Below are 20,543 nucleotides of genomic sequence, written 5' to 3'. Positions count from 1 at the left end.
TCAGGCGTCGTAGTCGACGGTGATGGAATCCGTGGTGGGGCGGGTCTGGCAGGTCAGCACGTAACCGCGCGCGACCTCGTCGGGCTCGAGGGCGAAGTTCTCGTCCATCTCGTACTCGCCCGCGACGACCTTCGCGCGGCAGGTGCCGCAGACACCACCGGCGCACGCGAACGGGACATCGGGGCGCTTGCGCAGCGCCGCGTTCAGGATCGTCTCCCGTGCCGACTTCGGGGACTCGACGGTCCCGCTCAACCCGTCCAGCCGGAACTCGATGGCGTAGTTGTCGCCGTCGGGATCGGCCTCGACGGCACGACCGGTCTGACCCGGCTGCGGCCCGGAGGTGGACTGCCCGGTGGTGAACAGTTCGAACCGCACCTTCGCGGCGTCGACACCCGTGTCCGTGAGGGTGTCCCGGCAGAGCTGCACCAGTTCGAAGGGGCCGCACAGGAACCACTCGTCGACGTGCTCCGGCTGTAGCACGCGGCCCAGCAGCACCTCCAGCTTCCCGGCGTCGATCCGCCCGGAGAACAGCGGGTTCACGCGGCTCTCCCGGGACAACACGTGGTGGACCGCGAAGCGGGTGGGGTAGCGGTCCTTGAGATCGCCGAGTTCCTCGGCGAACATCACGTCGTCCGAGCCCTTGTTGGCGTAGACGAGTTCGAAGGTGGCGTCGTCGGTCGCGGCGAGCACCGTCTGCGCGATGGCCATGATCGGGGTGATGCCGGAGCCGGCCGCGACGGCGACGAGGTGGGTGGCGCCCGCGGTGGTGCGCTCGGTGTCGCGGGCGCGTTCCGCGATGTCCGCCGGGTTGTTCATCGAGGTGGTGTGGACCCGGGAGGTGAACGCCCCCTGCGGGTTCATGACGTCGATCGTCGTCCCCGGCTGAAGTTCCTCGTTGGCCCAGGTGGAGAACACGCCGCCCGGTGTCTTCTTCACCGCGACTCGGATCACCCCGCGGTTCGGGATGTCGCAGATGGAGTAGGAGCGGCGGACCTCCCGACCGTCGATGTCCGCCCGCAGGGCGACGTACTGGCCGGGTACGTAGTTGTAGTCGTCGGCGAGGTGCTCGGGCACGGTGAACGTGACCTCGACGGAGTCCGCGGTCAGGCGGCGGACCTCCGTGACCTCCAGGGGGTTGAAGGACGTCTTTCGTCTGGTTTCGGTCGTGCTCGTGGACAAGTCAGTGCCCCTTAAAGTAGTCGAACGGCTCCCGACAGTCCCGGCAGGAGTAGAGCGCCTTGCACGAGGTGGAACCGAAGTGGCTGGATTCTGTGGTGTTCATTGATCCGCAGTGCGGGCACCGGATCGCGGGGGTCAGGGTGATCGGGATGGGACCCGAGCTGCGCTCGCGTGCCACGGGAGGGGCGATGCCGTACTCCCGCAGCTGCTGTTTGCCCAGTTCGGTGATCCAGTCCGTGGACCAGGCCGGTCGCAGCACGGTCTCGATGCGTGGGGTGGGGTAGCCGGCGTCGGTGACCACGGCGGTGACGTCCGCGGTGATCGTGCCCATCGCGGGGCACCCCGAGTACGTCGGCGTGATCACGATGACGGGGGTGTCGCCGTCAAAGCGGGCGCCGCGCAGGATTCCCAGATCCGCTATGGAGATCACGGGGATCTCCGGGTCGGGGATGGTCGCCGCGACGTCCCACAGGTGCGCGGCTGACGGATCGGTCGGGCGCAGTGGGTGTGCCGGGTGTGTGGTGGACACCGGGATCACCAGGTCGCGCCGGGGTGCCGGCGGGCGAGCCACTGCATCTCGGCGAGGATGAAGCCACGGTGCTCCGAGTACCGCCCGGAGCGCTGGCCGGACCGGGCCTGCGGATAGGTCGGGACCTCGAGTCCGGCCTCACCGATGATGTGTGCGATCCGCTCGTCGAACTCGGGCCGCAGTGTCGACGGTGCCACCGCGATGCCCTCGAGTTCCGCGTGGACGGGGAGATCCTCGAACAGTTCGTCGAGATAGGGCCACATGTAGTTCAGTCCCATCTGGATCCGTTCGTGCGACTCCTCCGTACCGTGTCCGAGCCGGAGCAGCCACTGGCTCGCATGATCCACGTGGTACTCGACCTCCTTGATCGCCTTCTCCGCGATCGCGGAGAGCATCTCGTCCGTGGAGTTCTGCAGGCGGGTGTAGAGGCCGTAGGCGTAGTAGGAGAAGAGGAGCTGCCGGGCGATGGTGTGGGCGAAGTCCCCGTTCTCCTGCTCCACGAGACGGCAGGAGCGGAACTCCTCCTCGTTGCGGAAGTAGGCGAGGTCGTCCTCCGTTTTGTCCCAGGCCGTGCCGGCGTAGGACAGGAGGAAGCGGGCGTGTCCGAGGAGGTCGAGGGCGATGTTCGTCAGTGCGATGTCCTCCTCCATCTCCGGGGCGCGCGAGACCCACCAGCCGAGTCGTTGGGCGAGTATGAGTGAGTCATCGCCGAGGGTCAGGGCGTAACGGGCGACCGCGTCGGTGGCTTGCGCGCCGGAGGCCTGGATGTCCTCGGCGGTGATGGCGTCACCCATCCAGTGGTGGGTGGCGGTTTCCATGTTCGGGGTGTTCACAGGTGCTTCACCCCTTCACTGCGCGTGTAGTAGGTGGCGTGCCGGTAGTTCTTTCCCTGGGCGGACTGGAAGAACCCGCCCTTGGCGTCCGGGTCGGACGCGGTGATCGCGTCGGCCGGGACCACCCAGACGCTGGAGCCCTCGTTGCGGCGGGTGTAGAGGTCGCGCGCGTTGCGCAGTGCCATGGTGGCGTCCGGGGCGTGCAGGGATCCCGCGTGGACGTGGGAGAGCCCGCGGGAGGACCGGATGAAGACTTCCCAGAGGGGCCATACAGTTGAGTCGGACATGGTGTTCTTCTTTCGGGTGGGCTGAGCTGGGGGTCAGATTCGCCGGTGGCTGCCGGCGGTGGCGATGATCTCAGGCGGTGATCTCAGGCGACGTGGAGGCCGCGTTCCGGCGTCGAGCGGGAGGCGGTCTTCTCCGCGTAGGCGGCGGCGGCCTCGCGGACCCAGGCACCGTCGTCGAATGCCTGGCGGCGGCGCTGCAGGCGCTGGACGTTGCAGGGGCCGGAACCACGGATGGCGGCCTTGAACTCGGTCCAGTCGAGCTCGCCGAAGTCGTAGTGGCCGCGCTCCTCGTTCCACTTCAGGTCCGGGTCCTCGAAGTGGAGGCCGAGTGCCTCGGCCTGGGGGACGATCATGTCGACGAACCGCTGGCGCAGCTCGTCGTTGGAGAAGCGCTTGATGTTCCAGGACATGGACTGCTGGGAATTCGGGGAATCCTCGTCCGGGGGCCCGAACATCTGCAGCGCGGGACCGTAGAAGCGGTTGATCGCCTCCTGTGCCATCTGTTTCTGGGCGGCGGTGCCGTGGGACAGGGAGTAGAGGATCTCCCAGCCCTGGCGCTGGTGGAAGGACTCCTCCTTGCACACCCGGATCATCGCCCGGGCGTAGGGGCCGTAGGAGCAGCGGCAGAGGGGGACCTGGTTGCAGATGGCCGCGCCGTCGACGAGCCAGCCGATGGCCCCGATGTCGGCCCAGGTCCGTGCCGGGTAGTTGAAGATCGACGAGTACTTGGCCCGTCCGGTGAGCAGTTGGTCGACGAGTTCGTCGCGGTTCGTACCGAGGGTCTCCGCGGCGGAGTAGAGGTAGAGGCCGTGACCGGCCTCGTCCTGCACCTTCGCCATGAGGATGGCCTTCCGCTTGAGCGAGGGCGCGCGGGTGATCCAGTTGGCCTCGGGCTGCATGCCGATGATCTCGGAGTGGGCGTGCTGGGAGATCTGCCGGGTGAGGGTGCGCCGGTAGCCGTCCGGCATCCAGTCGGTGGGTTCGATGCGTGAATCCTCGGCGATGACGCGGTCGAAGTGGCGCTGGCCCTCGTCATCGGCGACGGGGGCGGTGGTCGGGAAGCGGGTGGTTGTTGGGGTGGTCACGGTGTTCTCCTCGGGGAGTCCCGCGCGGTGGGGCGCGGGCGGCGGTGCGGCGTTCGCCGCGGGAGCGGGGCGGTCAAGTGGCTGGTGCCGGTGCCCGACGGTTTCATCACAGATAAACTGATCGTTCGGTCAGTATATGAATCGGTGTGATCTGTGTCAATGGCCCATGTGATCTGCGACTCACCCATTACCCCCAGTTTCAGCATTACCGCAGCATCCGTTGGTGTCGGTTCACTGCGGAGTGTCCGGGACGGTGGTGATCCGCCCGCCGATTCAATACCCTGACCAGGGGCGGAGTGATTCGATGGCGGCAGTGGAGGATGGGTGAGATGCGACGGGGTCGAGCTTCTGAAACCGGGGTGGGTCGGGGTCGGCCGGGGTATGCGCGGGAGGATGTCCTCCTGGCGGCCGTCGACGCTTTCAACGCGGCCGGGTACGAGGCGACCTCGATGGGTGCCCTCGCCGTCCGCCTCGGTGTGACCAAGTCCGCGCTCTACCACCATGTTTCCTCGAAGGAGGAGCTGCTCCGCGAAGCTCTCGATCGCGCGCTGAGTGCGCTCGGTGGTGTGATCGACGACGTTCGGTCCCTGGAAGGCAGTGACATGGAGCGGCTGCGTCTCCTCGTCCGCGGCACGACCCTGGCGCTGTGTGCGGAGGCTCCGTACGTCACCCTGCTGCTCCGGCTCCGGGGGAACTCCGAGGTCGAGCGGAGTGCGATGGACCGGAGGCGGGAGTACACGCGCATCGTCGCCGGCCTGGTGGCCGGTGCGCAGGCTGACGGGGATCTGCGGGCCGACGTCGATCCCGCCACCGTCGGCCGCCTGCTGTTCGGCATGGTCAACTCCCTGGTCGAGTGGTACCGGCCGGACGGCGAGTTGTCCGCGGAAGAGCTCGCCGCGCTCACCGGAAAGATGGCGTTCGGCGGGCTCGTTCCCCGTTCCTGATTTTTACCGACGTCGAACCGTGTCATCTGGGCGTACGTTCCTTCGCCGTGCGTGGGGGTGGAGAGCTTTATGTCGTCTCTCCGGATATCGCCAGCGTGACGGAGTTTTTCGGATCCTGGGGCGGGTGACGGTTGGGGGTGGTTTCCTGAAGGTTCCAGAGATTTCCCGCGATTCGGTGGCCTAGGTCACTCCACCTATGTATCGTGGGTCACACCAACTGACCAGTTGGTCGGTAAATAGGGTCAGCGACGGTCCACACCCGCGGTGACCCGGAACCCGACACACCCCCGCACCACCACCGCCGACTCCGCGACCGGTGCGGCCAGAATCCATCTGACGATCAGCGACGAACCGCCGCCGCAGTTCCCCGCCCAGAGAAGAGAAGCGACTGTGACCTCCCTGTACGACATCACCTCCGCCCACCACGGACCGGAGACCGGAATCGAGTTCGCCTCCCGCGACGAGATCACCGCCCTGCAGACCGCGCGGGCCAAGAACACCCTGCGACACGCCTACTACAACGTTCCGCACTACCGCCGGGAATTCGACGCCAAGGGCGTCCATCCCGATGACTTCCGCGAGCTGTCGGACCTGGCACTGTTCCCGTTCACCGACAAGAACGACCTCCGCGCCGAGTACCCGTTCGGCATGTTCGCCGTCGGCCGCAACCAGCTCGTCCGCGTCCACGCCTCATCCGGAACGACCGGGCTGCCCACCGTCGTCGGATACACCCGGGGAGACATCGAGACCTGGGCCGATCTCGTCGCCCGCTCACTGCGCGCCGGTGGAGTCCGACCCGGCGACAAGGTCCAGGTCGCGTTCGGCTACGGCCTTTTCACGGGCGGCCTCGGTGCCCACTACGGCGTCGAGAAACTCGGTGCCACCGCCATCCCCACCTCCGGCGGCATGACCGAGCGGCAGATCCAGATCATCCAGGACTTCAAGCCCGACGCGATCATGGCGACACCGTCCTACATGCTCAACGTCGTCGACCAGATGCGCAAGGAGGGCATCGACCCGGCCTCCACCTCGCTGACCCACGGCATCTTCGGTGCGGAACCCTGGAGCGAGGGCATGCGCCGCGAACTCGAGGAGGGACTGGGCATCGAGGCCACCGACATCTACGGCCTGTCCGAGATCATGGGCCCCGGTGTCGCCCAGGAATGCGTGGAGACGAAGGACGGCCTGACCCTCTGGGAGGACCACTTCTACCCGGAGATCGTCAACCCCGAGACCCTGGAACCTGTGCCGGACGGCGAGTTCGGTGAGCTCATCATCACGCCGCTGACCAAGGAGGCGTTCCCCGTCATCCGCTACCGCACCCACGATCTCACGCGACTCCTCCCGGGCACCGCCCGCTCCATGCGCCGCCTGCAGCGGATCTCCGCCCGAAACGACGACATGATCATCCTCCGCGGCGTGAACTGCTTCCCCAGCCAGTTCGAGGAACTGATTACCGAGGACCCCAACCTCCGACCCCGCTACCAGTGCGTCCTCGAACGCAAGGGTCGCATGGACGCACTCCGGCTGCTGGTCGAATCATCGCTCGACCGAACCGAGGACGAGCGGGAGCAGTCCCGGCAGCACCTGATCCGGCAGATCAAGAACCGGATCGGGATCAGCGTCATCGTCGAGGTGCACGAGCACGTCGACTGTGGAGAAGGAAAAGCCAAGCGTCTCGTGGACAACCGTCCGAAAGACTGACTGAACACCGCGCCCGGGCCGATGCCCGGGCGCGAGAATCCCATCCGCCAGGAAGGCTCCACCATGACGACGAACACCACGACCAGGGAACCGAAGAACTCGTTCTCCGGTCCCCTGACGAAGGAACACAAGAAGGTCCTGGCCGGCTCGATGGTCGGAACGACCGTCGAGTGGTTCGACTTCTTCATCTACGCCCAGGCCGCCGGCCTCATCTTCGCCTCACAGTTCTTCAACCCCGCGGGAAACAACTCACCGACTCTCGCACAGATCATCTCCTGGGCGTCCCTCGGACTGTCCTTCCTGGTCCGGCCACTCGGCGCCGTTGTAGCCGGGCACATCGGGGACCGTAAGGGGCGAAAGTTCGTCCTCACCCTCACCCTCCTGGGAATGGGCGGGGCCACGGTCGCCATCGGATTCCTGCCCACCTACGAACAGATCGGCATGGCCGCACCACTCCTGCTGATCGGGCTGCGACTGCTCCAGGGATTCTCCGCCGGCGGCGAGTGGGGCGGCGCGGCACTCCTGGCCGTCGAACACGCCCCGGTCAACCGCCGTGGCTACTTCGGTTCCTTCCCCCAGGTCGGCGTCCCCTGCGGCATGATCCTCGCGACACTGTTCATGCTGGTCCTCACCAAGCTCACCACCCCGGCCCAGTTCGAGGACTGGGGCTGGCGGATCCCGTTCCTCTCATCCGTCGTGATGATCATCATCGGGTACCTGATCCGGAAGATGTGCGAGGAATCCCCGGTCTTCGCCGAGCTGGAGAAGCTGCAGAAGGAATCCTCGGCACCACTCAAGGTCCTGTTCTCCGGGCACAAGAAGCCCGTCATGCTCTGCGCGATGATCTTCGCGGCCGACAATGCGGCGGGTTACCTCGCCATCGCCTTCTTCAGTTCCTACGGTGCCAAGGTACTGGGCATGCCCCGGTCGACGGTGCTGTTCATCTCGCTGGCTGGTGCGGTGTCCTGGACCGTGGCCACGATCTTCTACGGCGCGCTGTCCGACCGCGTCGGTCGACGGACGGTCTTCACCTGGGGCTACATCATCATGGCCCTGTTCGCCGTCCCGATGTGGATGATGATCGATACCGCGAACGTCTTCCTCTTCGGGCTGGCGGTCGTGATCCTCGGACAGCTCCTCGGTGCCACCTACGGACCGCAGGCCGCGCTCTACGCCGAGATGTTCCCCGCGAAGGTCCGGCTGTCGGGCATCTCCATCGGATACGCGATCGGATCGATCATCGGCGGTGCCTTCGCCCCGATGATCGCCCAGCTGCTGCTGAATAAGACGGGGACGTCGATGTCCATCGGCGTCTATCTGATCCTCATCTCGCTGTTCTCCCTGTGGGGTGTCCGGATGGTCAACCCCAAGGTCGAGAAGAGCAGCCTGCACTGATCGCCTCCGTCCGGAAACCTCCCATGCGAAGCCGCGTGGGAGGTTTCCGCCGTTCGCGGACCGCTTCGGTGTCGTCGGGTGGGTCGCACGGTGCGTCGGTGACGACCCCCGTGCGACCCACCCGGGCGATTTCGGCGGCGGACAGTCCCGTTTGCCCCTCCGGGTGGGTGAAACGACTGCCACCGAATACGAAAACTGCAGACGCGCCCCGGGCCCGGCCTGCTGCACCGTCAACAGGCCGGTGGTGATGCCCGCGGAGGGCGGTGAGGGGCCGGGGCGGAACCGGGTCTCCCCTCGGGAGAAGTTCCCTCCGCGTACGCGCCATGGCGGAAGTGGTTTCAACCCAGTCCGGTGTCCTGATCCGAGGGTCGAAGCCGCGGCCGGAAGCGTGGCAGTCGGGGACATCAACCGATGGGGGACGTGGACCCCGGTCAGGCCAGCAGCGCGCCCGCGACCCCGGCGGTGATGACGATGAGCGTGACGGCGAGGCCGAAGAGGAAGGGCTTCGCCCCGGCGCTCCTGATCGTCGCGGCCGTCATACCCGTTCCCTGCGCGAACATCGCCGCGGCGAACATCCAGTGCTGGAGGGAACCGACACCGTCGATCAGTCCCTCCGGCAACGGCACGAGGGTACGGACAGCGACGAGAACGATGAAGGCCGCGACGAACGCCGGAACGAGCGGAGGGAGCACCACCGAGGTGTCCCCGCCGGCGGCGGCCCGTGCCGCGTGCCGACGTTCGAGAGCCGCGATGATCATCATCATCGGGGCCAGCAGGAGGATACGGCCGAGTTTCACGGTGACCGCGATGGGGAGCACCGCCGCGCCCGCGATACCGCCGGCCGCGACCACCTGGCTGACCTCGTGGACGCTGATGCCGATGAAGATCCCCTCCTGCCGCGGATCCCACCCCGCCAGGTGACCGATGACGGGTGCCAGTGCCAGCAGGATCGTGCCGAGCAGCGCGATGACCGCGATCGCGGTGACGAACTCGTGTTCCTTCTTCTTCGTCAGGACCCCGTCGACCGCACCGATGGCTGCCGCCCCGCAGATGGAGCAGCCGGCACCGATCAGGAGCGCCTGTTGACGACGTAGGCCGAAGACAGGGGCGAAGAGCGCCGTCGCGGCGAACCCGAGAGTCACTGTGAGGACCGCGACGACCAGGACCGGCCACCCGAGGGCGAGGACGGTGGCGGCCGGGACACCGAGTCCGAGGAGCGCGACACCGACCTTGAGCACGGTCCGTGACGCGACGGCGAACCCGGGGAGCAGTCGCGGGGAGACGGGACGGACGTTGCCGACGACGCTGCCGAGAATGATCGCGACCAGCAGGAGCACGCTGATGCCCGTGGCCCGCTCGATGACCGCGTCCACCCCGAAGGACACGGCGGCTCCGATGAGACAGAACAACAGTCCGGGTACCGCGGCTCGGGTTTTATTCATGGGACAACCCTAGCGCTTCAGCTGCTGGAGCACCTCAGTTCCCTCACCCGTGGCGGGACGGCTGCGTCGCGGACTCAGGCGGTCCGCTCGAACAGGCCCCGGCCCCACCAGTCTTCATCGTCGGCGAGGCCCGGTGGGCAGGCGAAGATCGCCGAGCTCTCGTACCGGACGAACTCATTCATGTTGTCGTGGTGGGAGAGATTCGACTGGACGGCGATGAAGTCGTCCCACGGGGAGGCGACGAAGGCGAGGAAGAACAGGCCTGCATCGAGGTGACCGTACTCGTCGACACCGCCGACGAAGTTGTAGCCGCGACGCAGCATGCGGGCACCGTCGTTCGCGGGGGCGCTCGCGAGCCGCGAGTGGGCGTGCGCCGGGATGAGCGGGCCGTCGGTCCCGTGCCACTCGCTGAAGGGCATCGGGTCCTCCTCCCGTTCCCGGCCGATGGGGGCGCCCTCGTCCTTCGTCCTGCCGAACACCTCCTCCTGTTCGCGGCGGGTCTGCCGGTCCCAGTTCTCCAGCAGCATGCGGATCCGCCGGACGCAGAGATACGATCCGCCGTCCATCCAGGAGCCGTCGTGGACCCAGACGTGTTCGTTGATGAGGTTCGTGTACTCGTTCTTCAGGTTCGCCGTGCCGTCCTTGAAGCCGAAGAGGTTGCGCGGGGTGCCCTGGGTGATCGACGTCGACGCCGTGCGTCCGAACCCGAGCTGCGCCCACTTGACCGTCACGAGCCCGCTGCCGGCCTTCGTCAGTACCCGGGCGGCGTGTACCGCGACCTGCGGATCATCCGCGCACGCCTGGATGCACAGATCCCCGCGGGAGATCTCCTCGATGATCTGGTCGCCGGCGAAGTGGGGGAGGTCCTCCAGTTCCTCCGGCCGGGCCGCGGCGAGCCCGAAGCGGTCGTCGAACAGTGACGGGCCGAAACCGACGGTGACGGTGAGGCGCGCCGGGCGCAGCCCCACCGCCTCGCCCGTGTCGGTGGCGACGGCGTTCCGCTCCACCCCGACCGACCCGTCGGGTTCGGCTTCCAGACCCTGTGACATCCGGCGGGCCATCGCCGTCCATCTCCGCAGGAGGTCCCGCAGCTCGTTGCGGCTGTCGGTGACGACGTTGAGCGCGACGAAGTACATGCGTTCCTGCTGCGTGGTGGTGATGCCGGACTGGTGTTCGCCGTTGAAGGGCACGATCTGGGTGTCCTCCCCACCCGCGGGCTCCCCGTCGGGGGCACCGAGGAACCTGCCGGCGCCGACGGCGCCGGCCGCGCCGAGGCCCGCACCGATCCCGGCACCGGCGAGGAAACCTCGCCGGGACAGCGGGCGTCCCCCGGTGTTCTTCCGGTCCTTCTTGTCTCCGCTCATCGTGCCACCACCTCCTGCACGGAACCGATCCGTGCGGTCAGTTCATCGAGTCCGTCCGATAGGTCACGCCGCTGTCGGACCCCGACCCGGTCAAAGGGGATGAACCCGTCCCCATCACGGAAGAGGTCGAGTTGCTCCTGCAGGGCCGAGTAGCTGGCGTCGAGTTGGTCCAGCAGTGCCGGGGATTCAGGTTCGATGAGCGGTACGAGGGTCTCGATCGCGGCCTGTGACCCGTCGAGGGAAGCCTGGAAATCGGCGAGTTCGGTGTGGCTGTGCACGTCCATCTCCCCGTGGAGCCCGGCATCGGAGAGGCGGTCGATCAAGTCCTGCGCATGGTCCGCGATGTCCACGGTCGTCATGCGGGAATCTGCCCGGATGGCCTCCGCGAGCGCGGCGATGTCATCCCGGAACCCGGCGGCGGTGGCCGATACCCCGTCGGAGAGTCCCGCTCCCGGTCGCCACAGATCCTCCTCCAGCTCGTGCATGCCGCCCCACGGGTCACCCGGTTCGAGGTCCGTTCTCCGCGCGTCGACGGAGATACCCAGCCGCTCCGCCGTGGCGGACATGGCCGGTGCGACCCGCATGTACGGGGCACGGGCCGCCAGGAACCGGCCACGGGCACGTTCGAGATCCCTGTCCCGGATGGCTTCCCGTAGCTCGTCGGCGGCCTCCGCGGACCTGTCGAGCTGCCCGGCGACGTAATCCCGGTAGCGGGCGACGGACTCCGCGGCGACGGGATCGGTGTCCTCCTGCGGCAGGGCGTCGCCGGTCACGGTGATGGTGGTCGATGTCGCCCTGGACCCGGAATCCGGTGCACAGTCCAGGACATAGTCACCCGGAACAGCGGCGACCACGATGAGTTTGCGGGACCGCTCCGGATCTATCCCGGTGACCTCTCCCACGGGTGTTCCGTCCGGCCCGGTGACGGTGAAGTCGGTCGACTCTCTACCGTCATTGCGGACCGTGAACGTGAGCTCTCCGGTGGTCGCCTGCGCCGCGTCCGCGTTGATGCGGCAGTTGTCGGGGCCCGCCGCGACGGTGAATACCCCCGGTGGTGGAGATGCGGCCTGTTCGGGGGCATCGTCACCCGAGCAGCCCGCCGCCGACCACAGGACAGTCGTCAGCAGGACCGTCGTCGGTCGGATGACTCGTCGATGCATGGGACCGGGGACTTTCTCGGAGGTTCGGGTACGACAGAAGAAGTTCTACACCTCTCAGGTTACGCACACCTCACCTCCGCGTGTCATCCGCACGGTGCGGGGCGGTCATCAACGGAGCGGGCGTACCCACCGTGGACCACCAGGGCGGGCGGAACACCCGGGCACTTCCGCTCGATATGAACTACCCTTCAGCCGCCGAACACCGGGCGGAAGAACGCACCCAGAGCCTCCGGTTCGTCGAGGGGGAGGACCGCCGCGACGTACTGGTCGGGCCGCACGACGACGACCGCACCGTCCCTGCTGATCCCGCGTTCGGTGAAGATGTCGTCGGTGGTGGTGACACCGAAGACCTTCTCCATGTTGGTGAGCCGGAACGGTCCGACCTCGGGGAAGAACACGCCCGGGACCTCGTTGATCAGGATGTCCGCGTGGAGCTGCTGGTAGATCACCCGGAGATCGAGGAGGCTGTCATCGTCCGGCCCCGGCTTCGGGCCCCACACCAGGGGGGAGTCGGGGTCGGTGGCCACCCACTCGGCCCACTTCGCCACCGGGGAGTCCGGTGTCCCCGCGGCCGCACCGTCGGCGAACACGTATACACGCCAGCGGCCGTCGGCGGTCGCCTGGTGTCCCAGGTGGATCGGGTTGGTGTCGCAGACGCGGCTGACGATCGCGGACTTGAACCGCTTGCCCACGGGGTAGCCCGCGGCCAGTTCCTGGTGCTCGGTGTCGCCGGTGATGAGGGAGGGGGCATACTCCGTCATGAAGCCCGCCGGGAACTCGGCGGTCTTGACGTAGAAGTTCTCGAGGAAGGACGGGTCGTCGAACTCCTCCGGCGGTGTGGCCATGAGGGTGGACCAGGTGCGGTCGAAGTCGATGAGGTCCTTCGCCACCACCTGACGCTCGGCGGAGTACGTGTGGAGCAGTTCGGCGGGGGATGTTCCGGAGAGAACGGCCCCGAGCTTCCATCCGATGTTGAAGCCGTCCTGCATCGAGACGTTCATGCCCTGGCCGGCCTTCGCGGAGTGCGTGTGGCAGGCGTCACCGGTGATGAAGACGCGCGGTGTCCGCTCGCGGTCGTCGACGTCGTCGAACTTGTCGGTCAGCCGGTGGCCGACCTCGTAGACGGAGTGCCAGGCGACGTGCCGGACATCGACGCTGTAGGGGGTGAGGATCTCGTTGGCCTTCGCGATGATCTCCTCGATCGTCGTGGACCGGATGGTGGACTTGCGTTCCTCGGTGACGGTGCCGAGGTCGACGTACATGCGGAACAGGTGCCCGCCCTCGCGGGGGATCAGCAGGATGCTGCCGCCGGAGCGGGACTGGATCGCGCACTTCAGGCGGATGTCGGGGAAGTCGGTGCTGGCGAGCACATCCATGACGCCCCAGGCGTGGTTCGCCTGGTCGCCCTCCAGCTTGCGGCCGATGGACCGGCGCACGCCGGAGCGGGCGCCGTCACAGCCGACGACGTAGCGGGCACGGACGGTTCGCTCGGTGCCGGCGTCCGGATTGTCGTCGCCGGTGCGCCGCAGCCGAACCTCGACCGGGTGGTCGGTGGCGTCGGGATCGTCGGCGACGGTGAGGTCGACGAACTCCCACCCGTAGTCCGGGCGCATCCGGGACGGGGAGTTGTCCATGAACTCGGCGAAGTAGTCGAGGACGCGGGCCTGGTTGACGATGAGGTGGGGAAATTCGGAGATGCCGACCTCGTCGTCGATGGCGCGGTTGGCGCGGTAGATGTGGTCCGGGTTGGCGGGATCGGGTTTCCAGAACGCCATCTCGGTGATCCGGTAGGCCTCGTCGGTGACCTCACTGGCGAAGCCGAACGCCTGGAAGGTCTCGACGCTCCGCGCCTGGATGCCGTCGGCCTGGCCGACCTCGAGGCGGTGCGGGCGGCGGTCGATGATCCTGGTGGACAGGTCCGGGAACATTGAGAGCTGGGCTGCGGTGATCATTCCGGCGGGACCGGCACCGACGACGAGGACGTCCATCGTGTCGGGCAATTCGGTGGGCCGGTCGAGGCCGGTGCCCGCCGCGGGGTGTCGGCGGGGATCGCCGGAGACGTATCCGTGGTGGTGGAACTGCATGGTGTTTCTCCTGTGGTGGTGACGGGGCCGGTGGGTCGGTGTGGGGAGTACCGGGAGCCTGGATCAGATATGATCCGACAATTGGGAGGTTCAGATTGCGCTTTCGGGGTGGAGCCCCGAAAGGGGGTGTCAGGCGCGGCTCAACCAACGGATGGGGCTGACGCTCTGTTCCGCTTCGTGATCGGGGCCGAGCGGTATGCCACTCCGGTCCCGCAGGGAGAGGACGGCGGCGAGTCCGATGATCGTCATGCCGCCCAGGTACACGGTCACCGCGGAGGTGGTGCCGGTGGCCTGGACCAGCCAGGCGGCGATCATCGGGGCGAAGGCGCCGCCGATGATCGCGCCGATCGCGTAGGAGATCGAGACACCGGAGAACCGGATGGAGGCGGGGAACAGCTCGGCGTAGAGCGCCGCCTGCTGCCCGTACGTCAGGCCCAGGCCGAGGGTGAGGAACGCGATGCCGACGAAGAACAGCGTCACGCTTCCGGTGTTGACCAGCGGGAACACCGCCAGGACACCGATGAACTGGAGGATGAATCCGATGATGTAGGAGGTCCTGCGGCCGACCTTGTCGCTCAACCAGCCGGCCAGCAGGGTGAACAGCAGCCAGGTGACCGCGGAGCCGGTGACGGCCCAGAGCACGTCGTCCCGGGAGAGTCCGACGGGACCGTCGGGGTCGGTGGCGTAGCCCTGGATGTAGCCGCCCGTCGTCATGTAGCCCACCGCGGAGTTGCCCGCGAAGATCAGGGCGGCGACCATGACCAGCGGGAAGTGGTCCCGGAACAGGACCTTGACCGGTGCGGACTCGGTTTCGGCGAGCTCCGCGATCTCGACGAACACGGGAGATTCCTCGATGCTGTGCCGGATCCACGCGCCGACGCCGATCAGCACGAAGGACAGCAGGAAGGGCACGCGCCAACCCCAGGCGAGGAAGGCGTCGCCCGGTGCGATCTGGCTCATGACGGCGAGGATCGCGGAGGCGAGCAGCAGGCCGGCCGGGACGCCGATCTGGGGGCATGCGCCGTAGATGCCGCGCTGCTTGACCGGTGCGTGCTCGACGGCCATGAGAACCGCGCCGCCCCACTCGCCACCTGCGGAGATGCCCTGGATGACGCGGAGGGTGATGAGGAGGATCGGCGATGCCACGCCGATCGTGTCGTAGGTGGGGAGCAGTCCGATGAGGGCGGTCGCGGTGCCCATCACGATCAGGGTGAGCATGAGGACCTTGCGCCGTCCGATCCGGTCACCGTAGTGCCCGGCGAGGAAGGCTCCCAGCGGCCGGAAGAGGAAGCTGATCCCGACGGTGAGGAAGGCGACGATGGTCGAGGCCGCCGGGCTGAGCCCGTTGAACATCAGCTGGCGGAAGACCAGGGCCGCGGCCATGGCGTAGAGGAAATAGTCGTACCACTCGATCGCGGTTCCGATGATCGTCGCCGCCGCAACGCGCCTGTGTTCGGGGTCCTTGGCGGGGGGAATGATTTCTTCCGGTCGTGAATTCTGCACTGAGTCTCCTCCGGGGGTGAAAGTGTCTCGGACCATGATCCGCGGAAAATGTGTCCTGGGTTACTTGCTGCTCTGACACGGAATCATATACGATCCGTGTGAGGGATCAAGACCCAATTAAGGAGAATCTGTGAATCACCCCCAGCCCGTACCGGTCAGACCCGGCAAGATCATCGCGGTGCACACCGCTTTCTTCTCCCGTGCGGATCAACGCGGCCGACGTCCCGCCCGCCCCTCCTACTTCCTCAAGGCCCCCAGCTCCCTGGGGGCCTCCGGTGACGTGGTGACCCGGCCCGCCGGGTGCGAACTGCTCGCCTTCGAGGGCGAGATCGCGCTGGTCATCGGCCGGCCCGCCCGAAACGTCAGCCTCGATGAGGCGTGGGACCACGTCGCGGCGGTCACCGCCTCCAACGATCTCGGCGTCTACGACTGGCGGGCCCAGGACAAGGGGTCCAACACCCGGTCCAAGAGCCGGGACGGATTCACCCCGATCGGGCCCGACCTCATCGACGCCCGCTCCGTCGACCCCACCGCGCTGCGCATCCGGACCTGGGTCAACGGTGAACTCGTCCAGGAGGGCGGCACCACGGAAGCCGATCTGATCTTCCCCCTGGCGCAGTTCGTCGCCGATCTTTCGCAGCACTTCACCCTGGAGGAGGGGGACGTCATTCTCACCGGCACCCCCGCCGGCTCGACGGTCATCGTCCCCGGAGACGTCGTCGAGGTCGAGGTCGACGCCCCGGACACCCCCGGACACCCCACCTCCGGGAAGCTGCGCACCACCGTGAAGCAGGGGGAGGGGAGCGTCGATCCCGAGATCGGCATGACCCCCGCCATCGACGACAAACAGCGCGAGGAGGCATGGGGGTCCAGGGAGGCCGCCGGCCTGCCCGACGACCCCACCGCCATCAGTGGGGAACTCCGCGCGAAGCTGATGGAGGCCCCCACCGCGGGACTGTCCGCGCAGCTGCGCTCCCGTGGCCTGAACCAGGTCGTGATCGAGGGGGTGCACCCGCAGACCCGGGGAACGAAGATGGTCGGTGTCGCCAAGACGCTGCGCTTCCTGCCCGGTCGCGAGGACCTGTTCAAGTCCCACGGCGGCGGATACAACGCCCAGAAACGCGCCTTCGATGCGCTCAAACCGGGGCAGGTCCTCGTCATCGAGGCCCGCAACGAACCCGAGTCCGGGACCCTCGGCGACGTGCTCGCCCTCCGCGCGAAATGCCTCGGCGCCGCCGGCATCGTCACCGACGGCGGTATCCGGGACCACGAACCGGTCCGGGAGATCGGCCTGCCGGTGTTCGGCCGCGGCGCACACCCCGCGGTCCTCGGACGCAGGCACGTCCCCTGGGAGTCCGACACCGCGATCGCCTGCGGCAACGCCACCGTCCTGCCCGGCGACATCATCGTCGGCGACGACGACGGCGTGATCGTGATCCCCCGGGATCTCGCGGAAGAGGTGGCCGACGCGGCACTCGCCAAGGAACGGGAGGACGGGTGGGTCGCCGAGCGCGTCGCCGAGGGCAACCCCGTGGACGGCCTGTTCCCGCCGACCGGTCAGTGGCGCGAGCGCTACAACGCCGATACCGCCGCCCCGGAGGGAAACCGGGAGGGGAACACCGCACCATGATCGACTCATCCTCCGCGGACAGGTCCGACCTGACCAAACTGTCCAAGACGGAACAGGCCCACCGGCTCATCCGGACGAAGATCACCTCCGGGGAGTTCGCCCCCGGACACCGGCTGATCCTCTCCGCGATCGCCGAGGACCTGGGGACGTCCGTCGTACCGGTCCGCGAGGCACTGCGACAGCTCGAGGCCGAGGGGCTGGTCACCTTCGAACGCAACGTCGGTGCGAAGGTGCGCATGATCGACCAGCGTCAGTACCTCGACTGCATGCAGAGCCTCGCGGTACTCGAGGGCTCCGCCACGGCTCTCGCCGCGCCGTTCCTCACCGCCGGGGAACTGGCCAAGGCCAGGGAACTCAACGAGAAGATGGAATCGACCCTCCGGGACTTCGACCCGGTCGAGTTCACCACCCTCAACCGCAAGTTCCACCGCACCCTCGTCGGACGGTGCCCCAACTGCCACCTCGTCGACCTGGTCACCCATGAATGGGGCCGCCTCAACCACCTTCGGGAATCGATCTTCGCCTTCGTCCCCGACCGTGCCGAGGAATCCGTCGCCGAGCACTACCGGATCCTCACCATGATCGAGGCCGGCGCCGACGCCGACTACATCGAGAGAATCGTCCGCCAGCACCGACTCAACACACTCGACCACTACCTCAACGCCGACAAGAAGAAGGACAACACAGACCGATGAGCAACGACCGACTCCCCGCCACCCTGCCCGACAAGATCCAGCACTACATAGGTGGCCGGTTCGTCGACTCCGTCGACGGCGACACCTTCGACGTGCTGGATCCCGTGACCAACGAGACCTACATCCGGGCCGCATCCGGCAAGCAGGCCGACATCGACGCCGCCGTCGACGCCGCCACCACCGCATTCAACGAGGGGCCCTGGCCGCAGATACTCCCGCGCGAGCGCGCCCGCGTCCTCATGCGCATCGCGGACATCGTCGAGTCCCGCGACGCCGAGCTCGCCGAGATGGAGTCCTTCGACTCCGGTCTCCCCATCACCCAGGCCAAGGGCCAGGCGCGGCGCGCCGCCGAGAACTTCCGGTTCTTCGCGGACCTCATCGTCGCCCAGACCGACGACGCGTTCAAGGTACCCGGTCGCCAGGTCAACTACGTCAACCGCAAGCCCATCGGCGTCGCCGGGCTGATCACCCCCTGGAACACCCCGTTCATGCTGGAGTCCTGGAAGCTCGCCCCCGCGCTGGCCACCGGCAACACGGTGGTGCTCAAACCCGCCGAGTTCACCCCGCTCTCCGCGAGCCTCTGGCCCGGCATCTTCGAGGAGGCCGGCGTGCCGGCCGGAGTGTTCAACCTGGTCAACGGCTTCGGCGAGTACGCCGGCGACGCCCTGGTCAAGCACCCCGACGTTCCCCTGATCTCGTTCACCGGTGAGTCCCGCACCGGCCAGATCATCTTCGGCAACGCCGCGCCCCACCTCAAGGGACTGTCGATGGAACTCGGCGGCAAATCCCCCGCCGTCGTGTTCGCCGACGCCGATCTCGACGAGGCGATCAACGCCACCATCTTCGGCGTGTTCTCCCTCAACGGCGAGCGCTGCACCGCCGGCTCCCGCATCCTCGTCGAGCGCTCCATCTACGACGAGTTCGTCGAGCGCTACGCCGCCCAAGCAAAGCGCGTGAAGGTCGGCCTGCCCTCCGACCCTGCCACCGAGGTCGGCGCCCTCGTCCACCCCGAGCACTTCGACAAGGTCATGTCCTACGTCGAGCTCGGCAAGTCCGAGGGCAGGCTCGTCGCCGGTGGCGGCCGCCCCGAGGGCCTCGAGAACGGCAACTTCGTCCAGCCCACCGTCTTCGCCGACGTACCCGCCGACGCCCGCATCTTCCAGGAGGAGATCTTCGGCCCCGTCGTCGCCATCACCCCCTTCGACTCCGACGAGGAGGCCCTGGAGCTGGCCAACAACACCCGCTACGGGTTGGCCGCCTACGTCTGGACCGCCGACCTGAAGCGTGCCCACAACTTCGCCCAGAACGTCGAGGCCGGAATGGTCTGGCTCAACTCCAACAACGTCCGCGACCTGCGCACCCCGTTCGGCGGCGTGAAGGCCTCCGGACTCGGACACGAGGGCGGATACCGCTCCATCGACTTCTACACCGACCAGCAGGCCGTCCACATCAACCTCGGCGAGGTCCACAACCCCGTCTTCGGCAAGCAGGACTGAACAGACTCACCCACCACCACAGCCGTCAGACGCCGCTCCGGACCGCACCCGCTGCGGGAGGGACGGACGTCGACAGGCGCCCCCGACACCAAGGAGAACACCGTGTCCAACCCGATCACCACCCCGACCTCACCACCGCCGGACGTCCTGCGCTGCGCGTACATGGAACTCGTCGTCACCGACCTGAAGCGCTCCCGCGACTTCTACGTCGACGTCCTCGACCTCGTGGTCACCTACGAGGACGATGAGGCGATCTACCTCCGCTCCATGGAGGAGTTCATCCACCACAACCTCATCCTGCGCAAGGGCGAGACCGCGGCGGTGTCCGTCTTCAGCTACCGCGTCCGCAGCCCCGAGGACCTCGACCGCGCCGAGGCGTTCTACCGGGAGCTCGGCTGCCGGGTCGAACGCAACCCGGACGGATTCGTCCGCGGCATCGGCGACTCCGTGCGCGTCCAGGACCCGCTGGGATTCCCCTACGAGTTCTTCTTCGACGTCGAACACGTCGAGCGGCTCTGCTGGCGCTACGACCTCTACACTCCCGGCGCCCTCGTCCGGCTCGACCACTTCAACCAGGTCACCCCGGACGTGCCGAAGGCCGTCAAGTACATGGAGGATCTCGGGTTCCGGGTGACCGAGGACATCCAGGACGGCGACGGAACGGTCTACGCGGCCTGGATGCGGCGCAAGCCCACCGTCCACGACACCGCCATGACCGGTGGCGACGGCCCCCGCATGCACCACGTCGCCTTCGCCACCCACGAGAAGCACAACATCCTCGCGATCTGCGACAAGATGGGCGCCCTGCGACTGTCCGACCGCATAGAGCGCGGTCCCGGACGCCACGGCGTGTCCAACGCCTTCTACCTCTACCTGCGGGACCCCGACGGCCACCGCGTGGAGATCTACACCCAGGACTACTACACCGGTGACCCCGATAACCCCCGTGTCACCTGGGACGTCCACGACAACCAGCGCCGCGACTGGTGGGGAACCCCCGTCGTCCCGAGCTGGTACACCGACGCCTCCCGCGTCCTCGACCTAGACGGCAACCTCGTTCCCCTCGTGGAACGCACCGACGCCTCCGAGCTGTCCCAGACCATCGGCGCCGACGGATTCTCCTACACCCGGCCCGAGGACGACGACATGCCGGACTGGAAGAAGGGCGAGTACAAGCTGGGGCACCAGCTCTAGATCCCCACCGACTCCCCGA

The 20,543-nt window shown here is 67.4% G+C and carries 17 protein-coding genes; 7 read left to right on the top strand and 10 right to left on the bottom strand.

Annotation, left to right across the window (positions count from 1 at the left end; translation table 11 throughout):
- The 5 genes from paaE to paaA all read right to left on the bottom strand — a co-directional run bounded on the left by paaE (position 1) and on the right by paaA (position 3,913).
- The gene (paaE, locus tag JDV75_RS02600; protein ID WP_198737709.1) at positions 1-1,179 is read right to left on the bottom strand and encodes a 1,2-phenylacetyl-CoA epoxidase subunit PaaE; all 1,179 of its coding nucleotides are present in this window, start codon (positions 1,177-1,179) and stop codon (positions 1-3) included.
- A gap of 1 nt (position 1,180) precedes the next feature.
- On the bottom strand, positions 1,181-1,708 hold the full coding sequence (gene paaD, locus JDV75_RS02595; protein ID WP_198737708.1) for a 1,2-phenylacetyl-CoA epoxidase subunit PaaD: 528 nt from the start codon (positions 1,706-1,708) through the stop codon (positions 1,181-1,183).
- Positions 1,709-1,713: 5 nt separating this feature from the next.
- Positions 1,714-2,526 (bottom strand): 1,2-phenylacetyl-CoA epoxidase subunit PaaC, encoded by an 813-nt coding sequence (gene paaC, locus JDV75_RS02590; protein ID WP_198737821.1) that lies wholly within the window; start codon positions 2,524-2,526, stop codon positions 1,714-1,716.
- Positions 2,527-2,537: 11 nt separating this feature from the next.
- The gene (paaB, locus tag JDV75_RS02585; protein ID WP_198737707.1) at positions 2,538-2,828 is read right to left on the bottom strand and encodes a 1,2-phenylacetyl-CoA epoxidase subunit PaaB; all 291 of its coding nucleotides are present in this window, start codon (positions 2,826-2,828) and stop codon (positions 2,538-2,540) included.
- An 83-nt stretch (positions 2,829-2,911) separates the two neighbouring features.
- Positions 2,912-3,913, bottom strand: a complete 1,002-nt coding sequence (gene paaA, locus JDV75_RS02580; RefSeq protein ID WP_198737706.1) for a 1,2-phenylacetyl-CoA epoxidase subunit PaaA — start codon at positions 3,911-3,913, stop codon at positions 2,912-2,914.
- Between the two features lie 329 nt (positions 3,914-4,242).
- On the opposite strand from paaA, the gene JDV75_RS02575 reads away from it, so the two are divergent.
- From JDV75_RS02575 to JDV75_RS02565, 3 genes are all read left to right on the top strand, one after another.
- Positions 4,243-4,857: a TetR/AcrR family transcriptional regulator gene (locus JDV75_RS02575; protein WP_198737705.1), complete on the top strand. Its 615-nt coding sequence runs from the start codon at positions 4,243-4,245 to the stop codon at positions 4,855-4,857.
- Positions 4,858-5,247: 390 nt separating this feature from the next.
- Positions 5,248-6,561, top strand: coding sequence for an AMP-binding protein (locus JDV75_RS02570; protein ID WP_198737820.1), 1,314 nt, complete (start codon positions 5,248-5,250; stop codon positions 6,559-6,561).
- 63 nt (positions 6,562-6,624) lie between these two features.
- Positions 6,625-7,956 carry an MFS transporter gene (locus JDV75_RS02565; protein ID WP_198737704.1) on the top strand — a complete coding sequence of 444 codons (1,332 nt, stop codon included), beginning with the start codon at positions 6,625-6,627 and terminating at the stop codon, positions 7,954-7,956.
- A gap of 431 nt (positions 7,957-8,387) precedes the next feature.
- Here JDV75_RS02565 and JDV75_RS02560 read toward each other — a convergent pair whose 3' ends face one another.
- From JDV75_RS02560 to JDV75_RS02540, 5 genes are all read right to left on the bottom strand, one after another.
- Positions 8,388-9,398, bottom strand: a complete 1,011-nt coding sequence (locus tag JDV75_RS02560; protein WP_198737703.1) for a YeiH family protein — start codon at positions 9,396-9,398, stop codon at positions 8,388-8,390.
- Positions 9,399-9,472: 74 nt separating this feature from the next.
- Complete coding sequence (efeB, locus tag JDV75_RS02555) at positions 9,473-10,762, bottom strand: iron uptake transporter deferrochelatase/peroxidase subunit (protein WP_198737702.1); 1,290 nt, start codon at positions 10,760-10,762, stop codon at positions 9,473-9,475.
- Complete coding sequence (locus JDV75_RS02550; protein ID WP_198737701.1) at positions 10,759-11,922, bottom strand: imelysin family protein; 1,164 nt, start codon at positions 11,920-11,922, stop codon at positions 10,759-10,761. Before JDV75_RS02550 ends, efeB begins: the two co-directional genes overlap by 4 nt.
- A 188-nt stretch (positions 11,923-12,110) precedes the next feature.
- Positions 12,111-14,006 (bottom strand): FAD-binding monooxygenase, encoded by a 1,896-nt coding sequence (locus JDV75_RS02545; protein ID WP_198737700.1) that lies wholly within the window; start codon positions 14,004-14,006, stop codon positions 12,111-12,113.
- A 129-nt stretch (positions 14,007-14,135) separates the two neighbouring features.
- Positions 14,136-15,509, bottom strand: coding sequence for an MFS transporter (locus tag JDV75_RS02540; protein ID WP_248095545.1), 1,374 nt, complete (start codon positions 15,507-15,509; stop codon positions 14,136-14,138).
- A 130-nt stretch (positions 15,510-15,639) separates the two neighbouring features.
- Between JDV75_RS02540 and JDV75_RS02535 the strand changes: the two genes are divergently transcribed.
- The 4 genes from JDV75_RS02535 (at position 15,640) to hpaD (ending at position 20,524) form a co-directional block, all read left to right on the top strand.
- A complete protein-coding gene (locus JDV75_RS02535; protein ID WP_198737698.1) occupies positions 15,640-17,139 on the top strand; it encodes a fumarylacetoacetate hydrolase family protein in 1,500 nt (499 codons plus the stop codon).
- Positions 17,136-17,834, top strand: coding sequence for a GntR family transcriptional regulator (locus JDV75_RS02530; RefSeq protein ID WP_198737697.1), 699 nt, complete (start codon positions 17,136-17,138; stop codon positions 17,832-17,834). Before JDV75_RS02535 ends, JDV75_RS02530 begins: the two co-directional genes overlap by 4 nt.
- On the top strand, positions 17,831-19,330 hold the full coding sequence (hpaE, locus tag JDV75_RS02525; protein WP_198737696.1) for a 5-carboxymethyl-2-hydroxymuconate semialdehyde dehydrogenase: 1,500 nt from the start codon (positions 17,831-17,833) through the stop codon (positions 19,328-19,330). Before JDV75_RS02530 ends, hpaE begins: the two co-directional genes overlap by 4 nt.
- 102 nt (positions 19,331-19,432) lie before the next feature.
- Positions 19,433-20,524, top strand: a complete 1,092-nt coding sequence (hpaD, locus tag JDV75_RS02520; protein ID WP_336244276.1) for a 3,4-dihydroxyphenylacetate 2,3-dioxygenase — start codon at positions 19,433-19,435, stop codon at positions 20,522-20,524.
- Positions 20,525-20,543: the final 19 nt, after the last annotated feature.

The organism is Corynebacterium meridianum, from assembly GCF_016342265.1.
Lineage (GTDB): Bacteria > Actinomycetota > Actinomycetes > Mycobacteriales > Mycobacteriaceae > Corynebacterium > Corynebacterium meridianum.
This window is presented reverse-complemented; position numbering and strand designations above follow the sequence as displayed.

What these genes read in the sequence shown, in the direction of transcription:
- paaC (WP_198737821.1), bottom strand. Translation starts at nt 2,526, where the DNA reads ATGGAAACCGCCACCCACCACTGGATGGGTGACGCCATCACCGCCGAG.
- paaB (WP_198737707.1), bottom strand. Translation starts at nt 2,828, where the DNA reads ATGTCCGACTCAACTGTATGGCCCCTCTGGGAAGTCTTCATCCGGTCC.
- JDV75_RS02575 (WP_198737705.1), top strand. Translation starts at nt 4,243, where the DNA reads ATGCGACGGGGTCGAGCTTCTGAAACCGGGGTGGGTCGGGGTCGGCCG.
- JDV75_RS02565 (WP_198737704.1), top strand. Translation starts at nt 6,625, where the DNA reads ATGACGACGAACACCACGACCAGGGAACCGAAGAACTCGTTCTCCGGT.
- JDV75_RS02560 (WP_198737703.1), bottom strand. Translation starts at nt 9,398, where the DNA reads ATGAATAAAACCCGAGCCGCGGTACCCGGACTGTTGTTCTGTCTCATC.
- efeB (WP_198737702.1), bottom strand. Translation starts at nt 10,762, where the DNA reads ATGAGCGGAGACAAGAAGGACCGGAAGAACACCGGGGGACGCCCGCTG.
- JDV75_RS02550 (WP_198737701.1), bottom strand. Translation starts at nt 11,922, where the DNA reads ATGCATCGACGAGTCATCCGACCGACGACGGTCCTGCTGACGACTGTC.
- JDV75_RS02545 (WP_198737700.1), bottom strand. Translation starts at nt 14,006, where the DNA reads ATGCAGTTCCACCACCACGGATACGTCTCCGGCGATCCCCGCCGACAC.
- JDV75_RS02530 (WP_198737697.1), top strand. Translation starts at nt 17,136, where the DNA reads ATGATCGACTCATCCTCCGCGGACAGGTCCGACCTGACCAAACTGTCC.
- hpaE (WP_198737696.1), top strand. Translation starts at nt 17,831, where the DNA reads ATGAGCAACGACCGACTCCCCGCCACCCTGCCCGACAAGATCCAGCAC.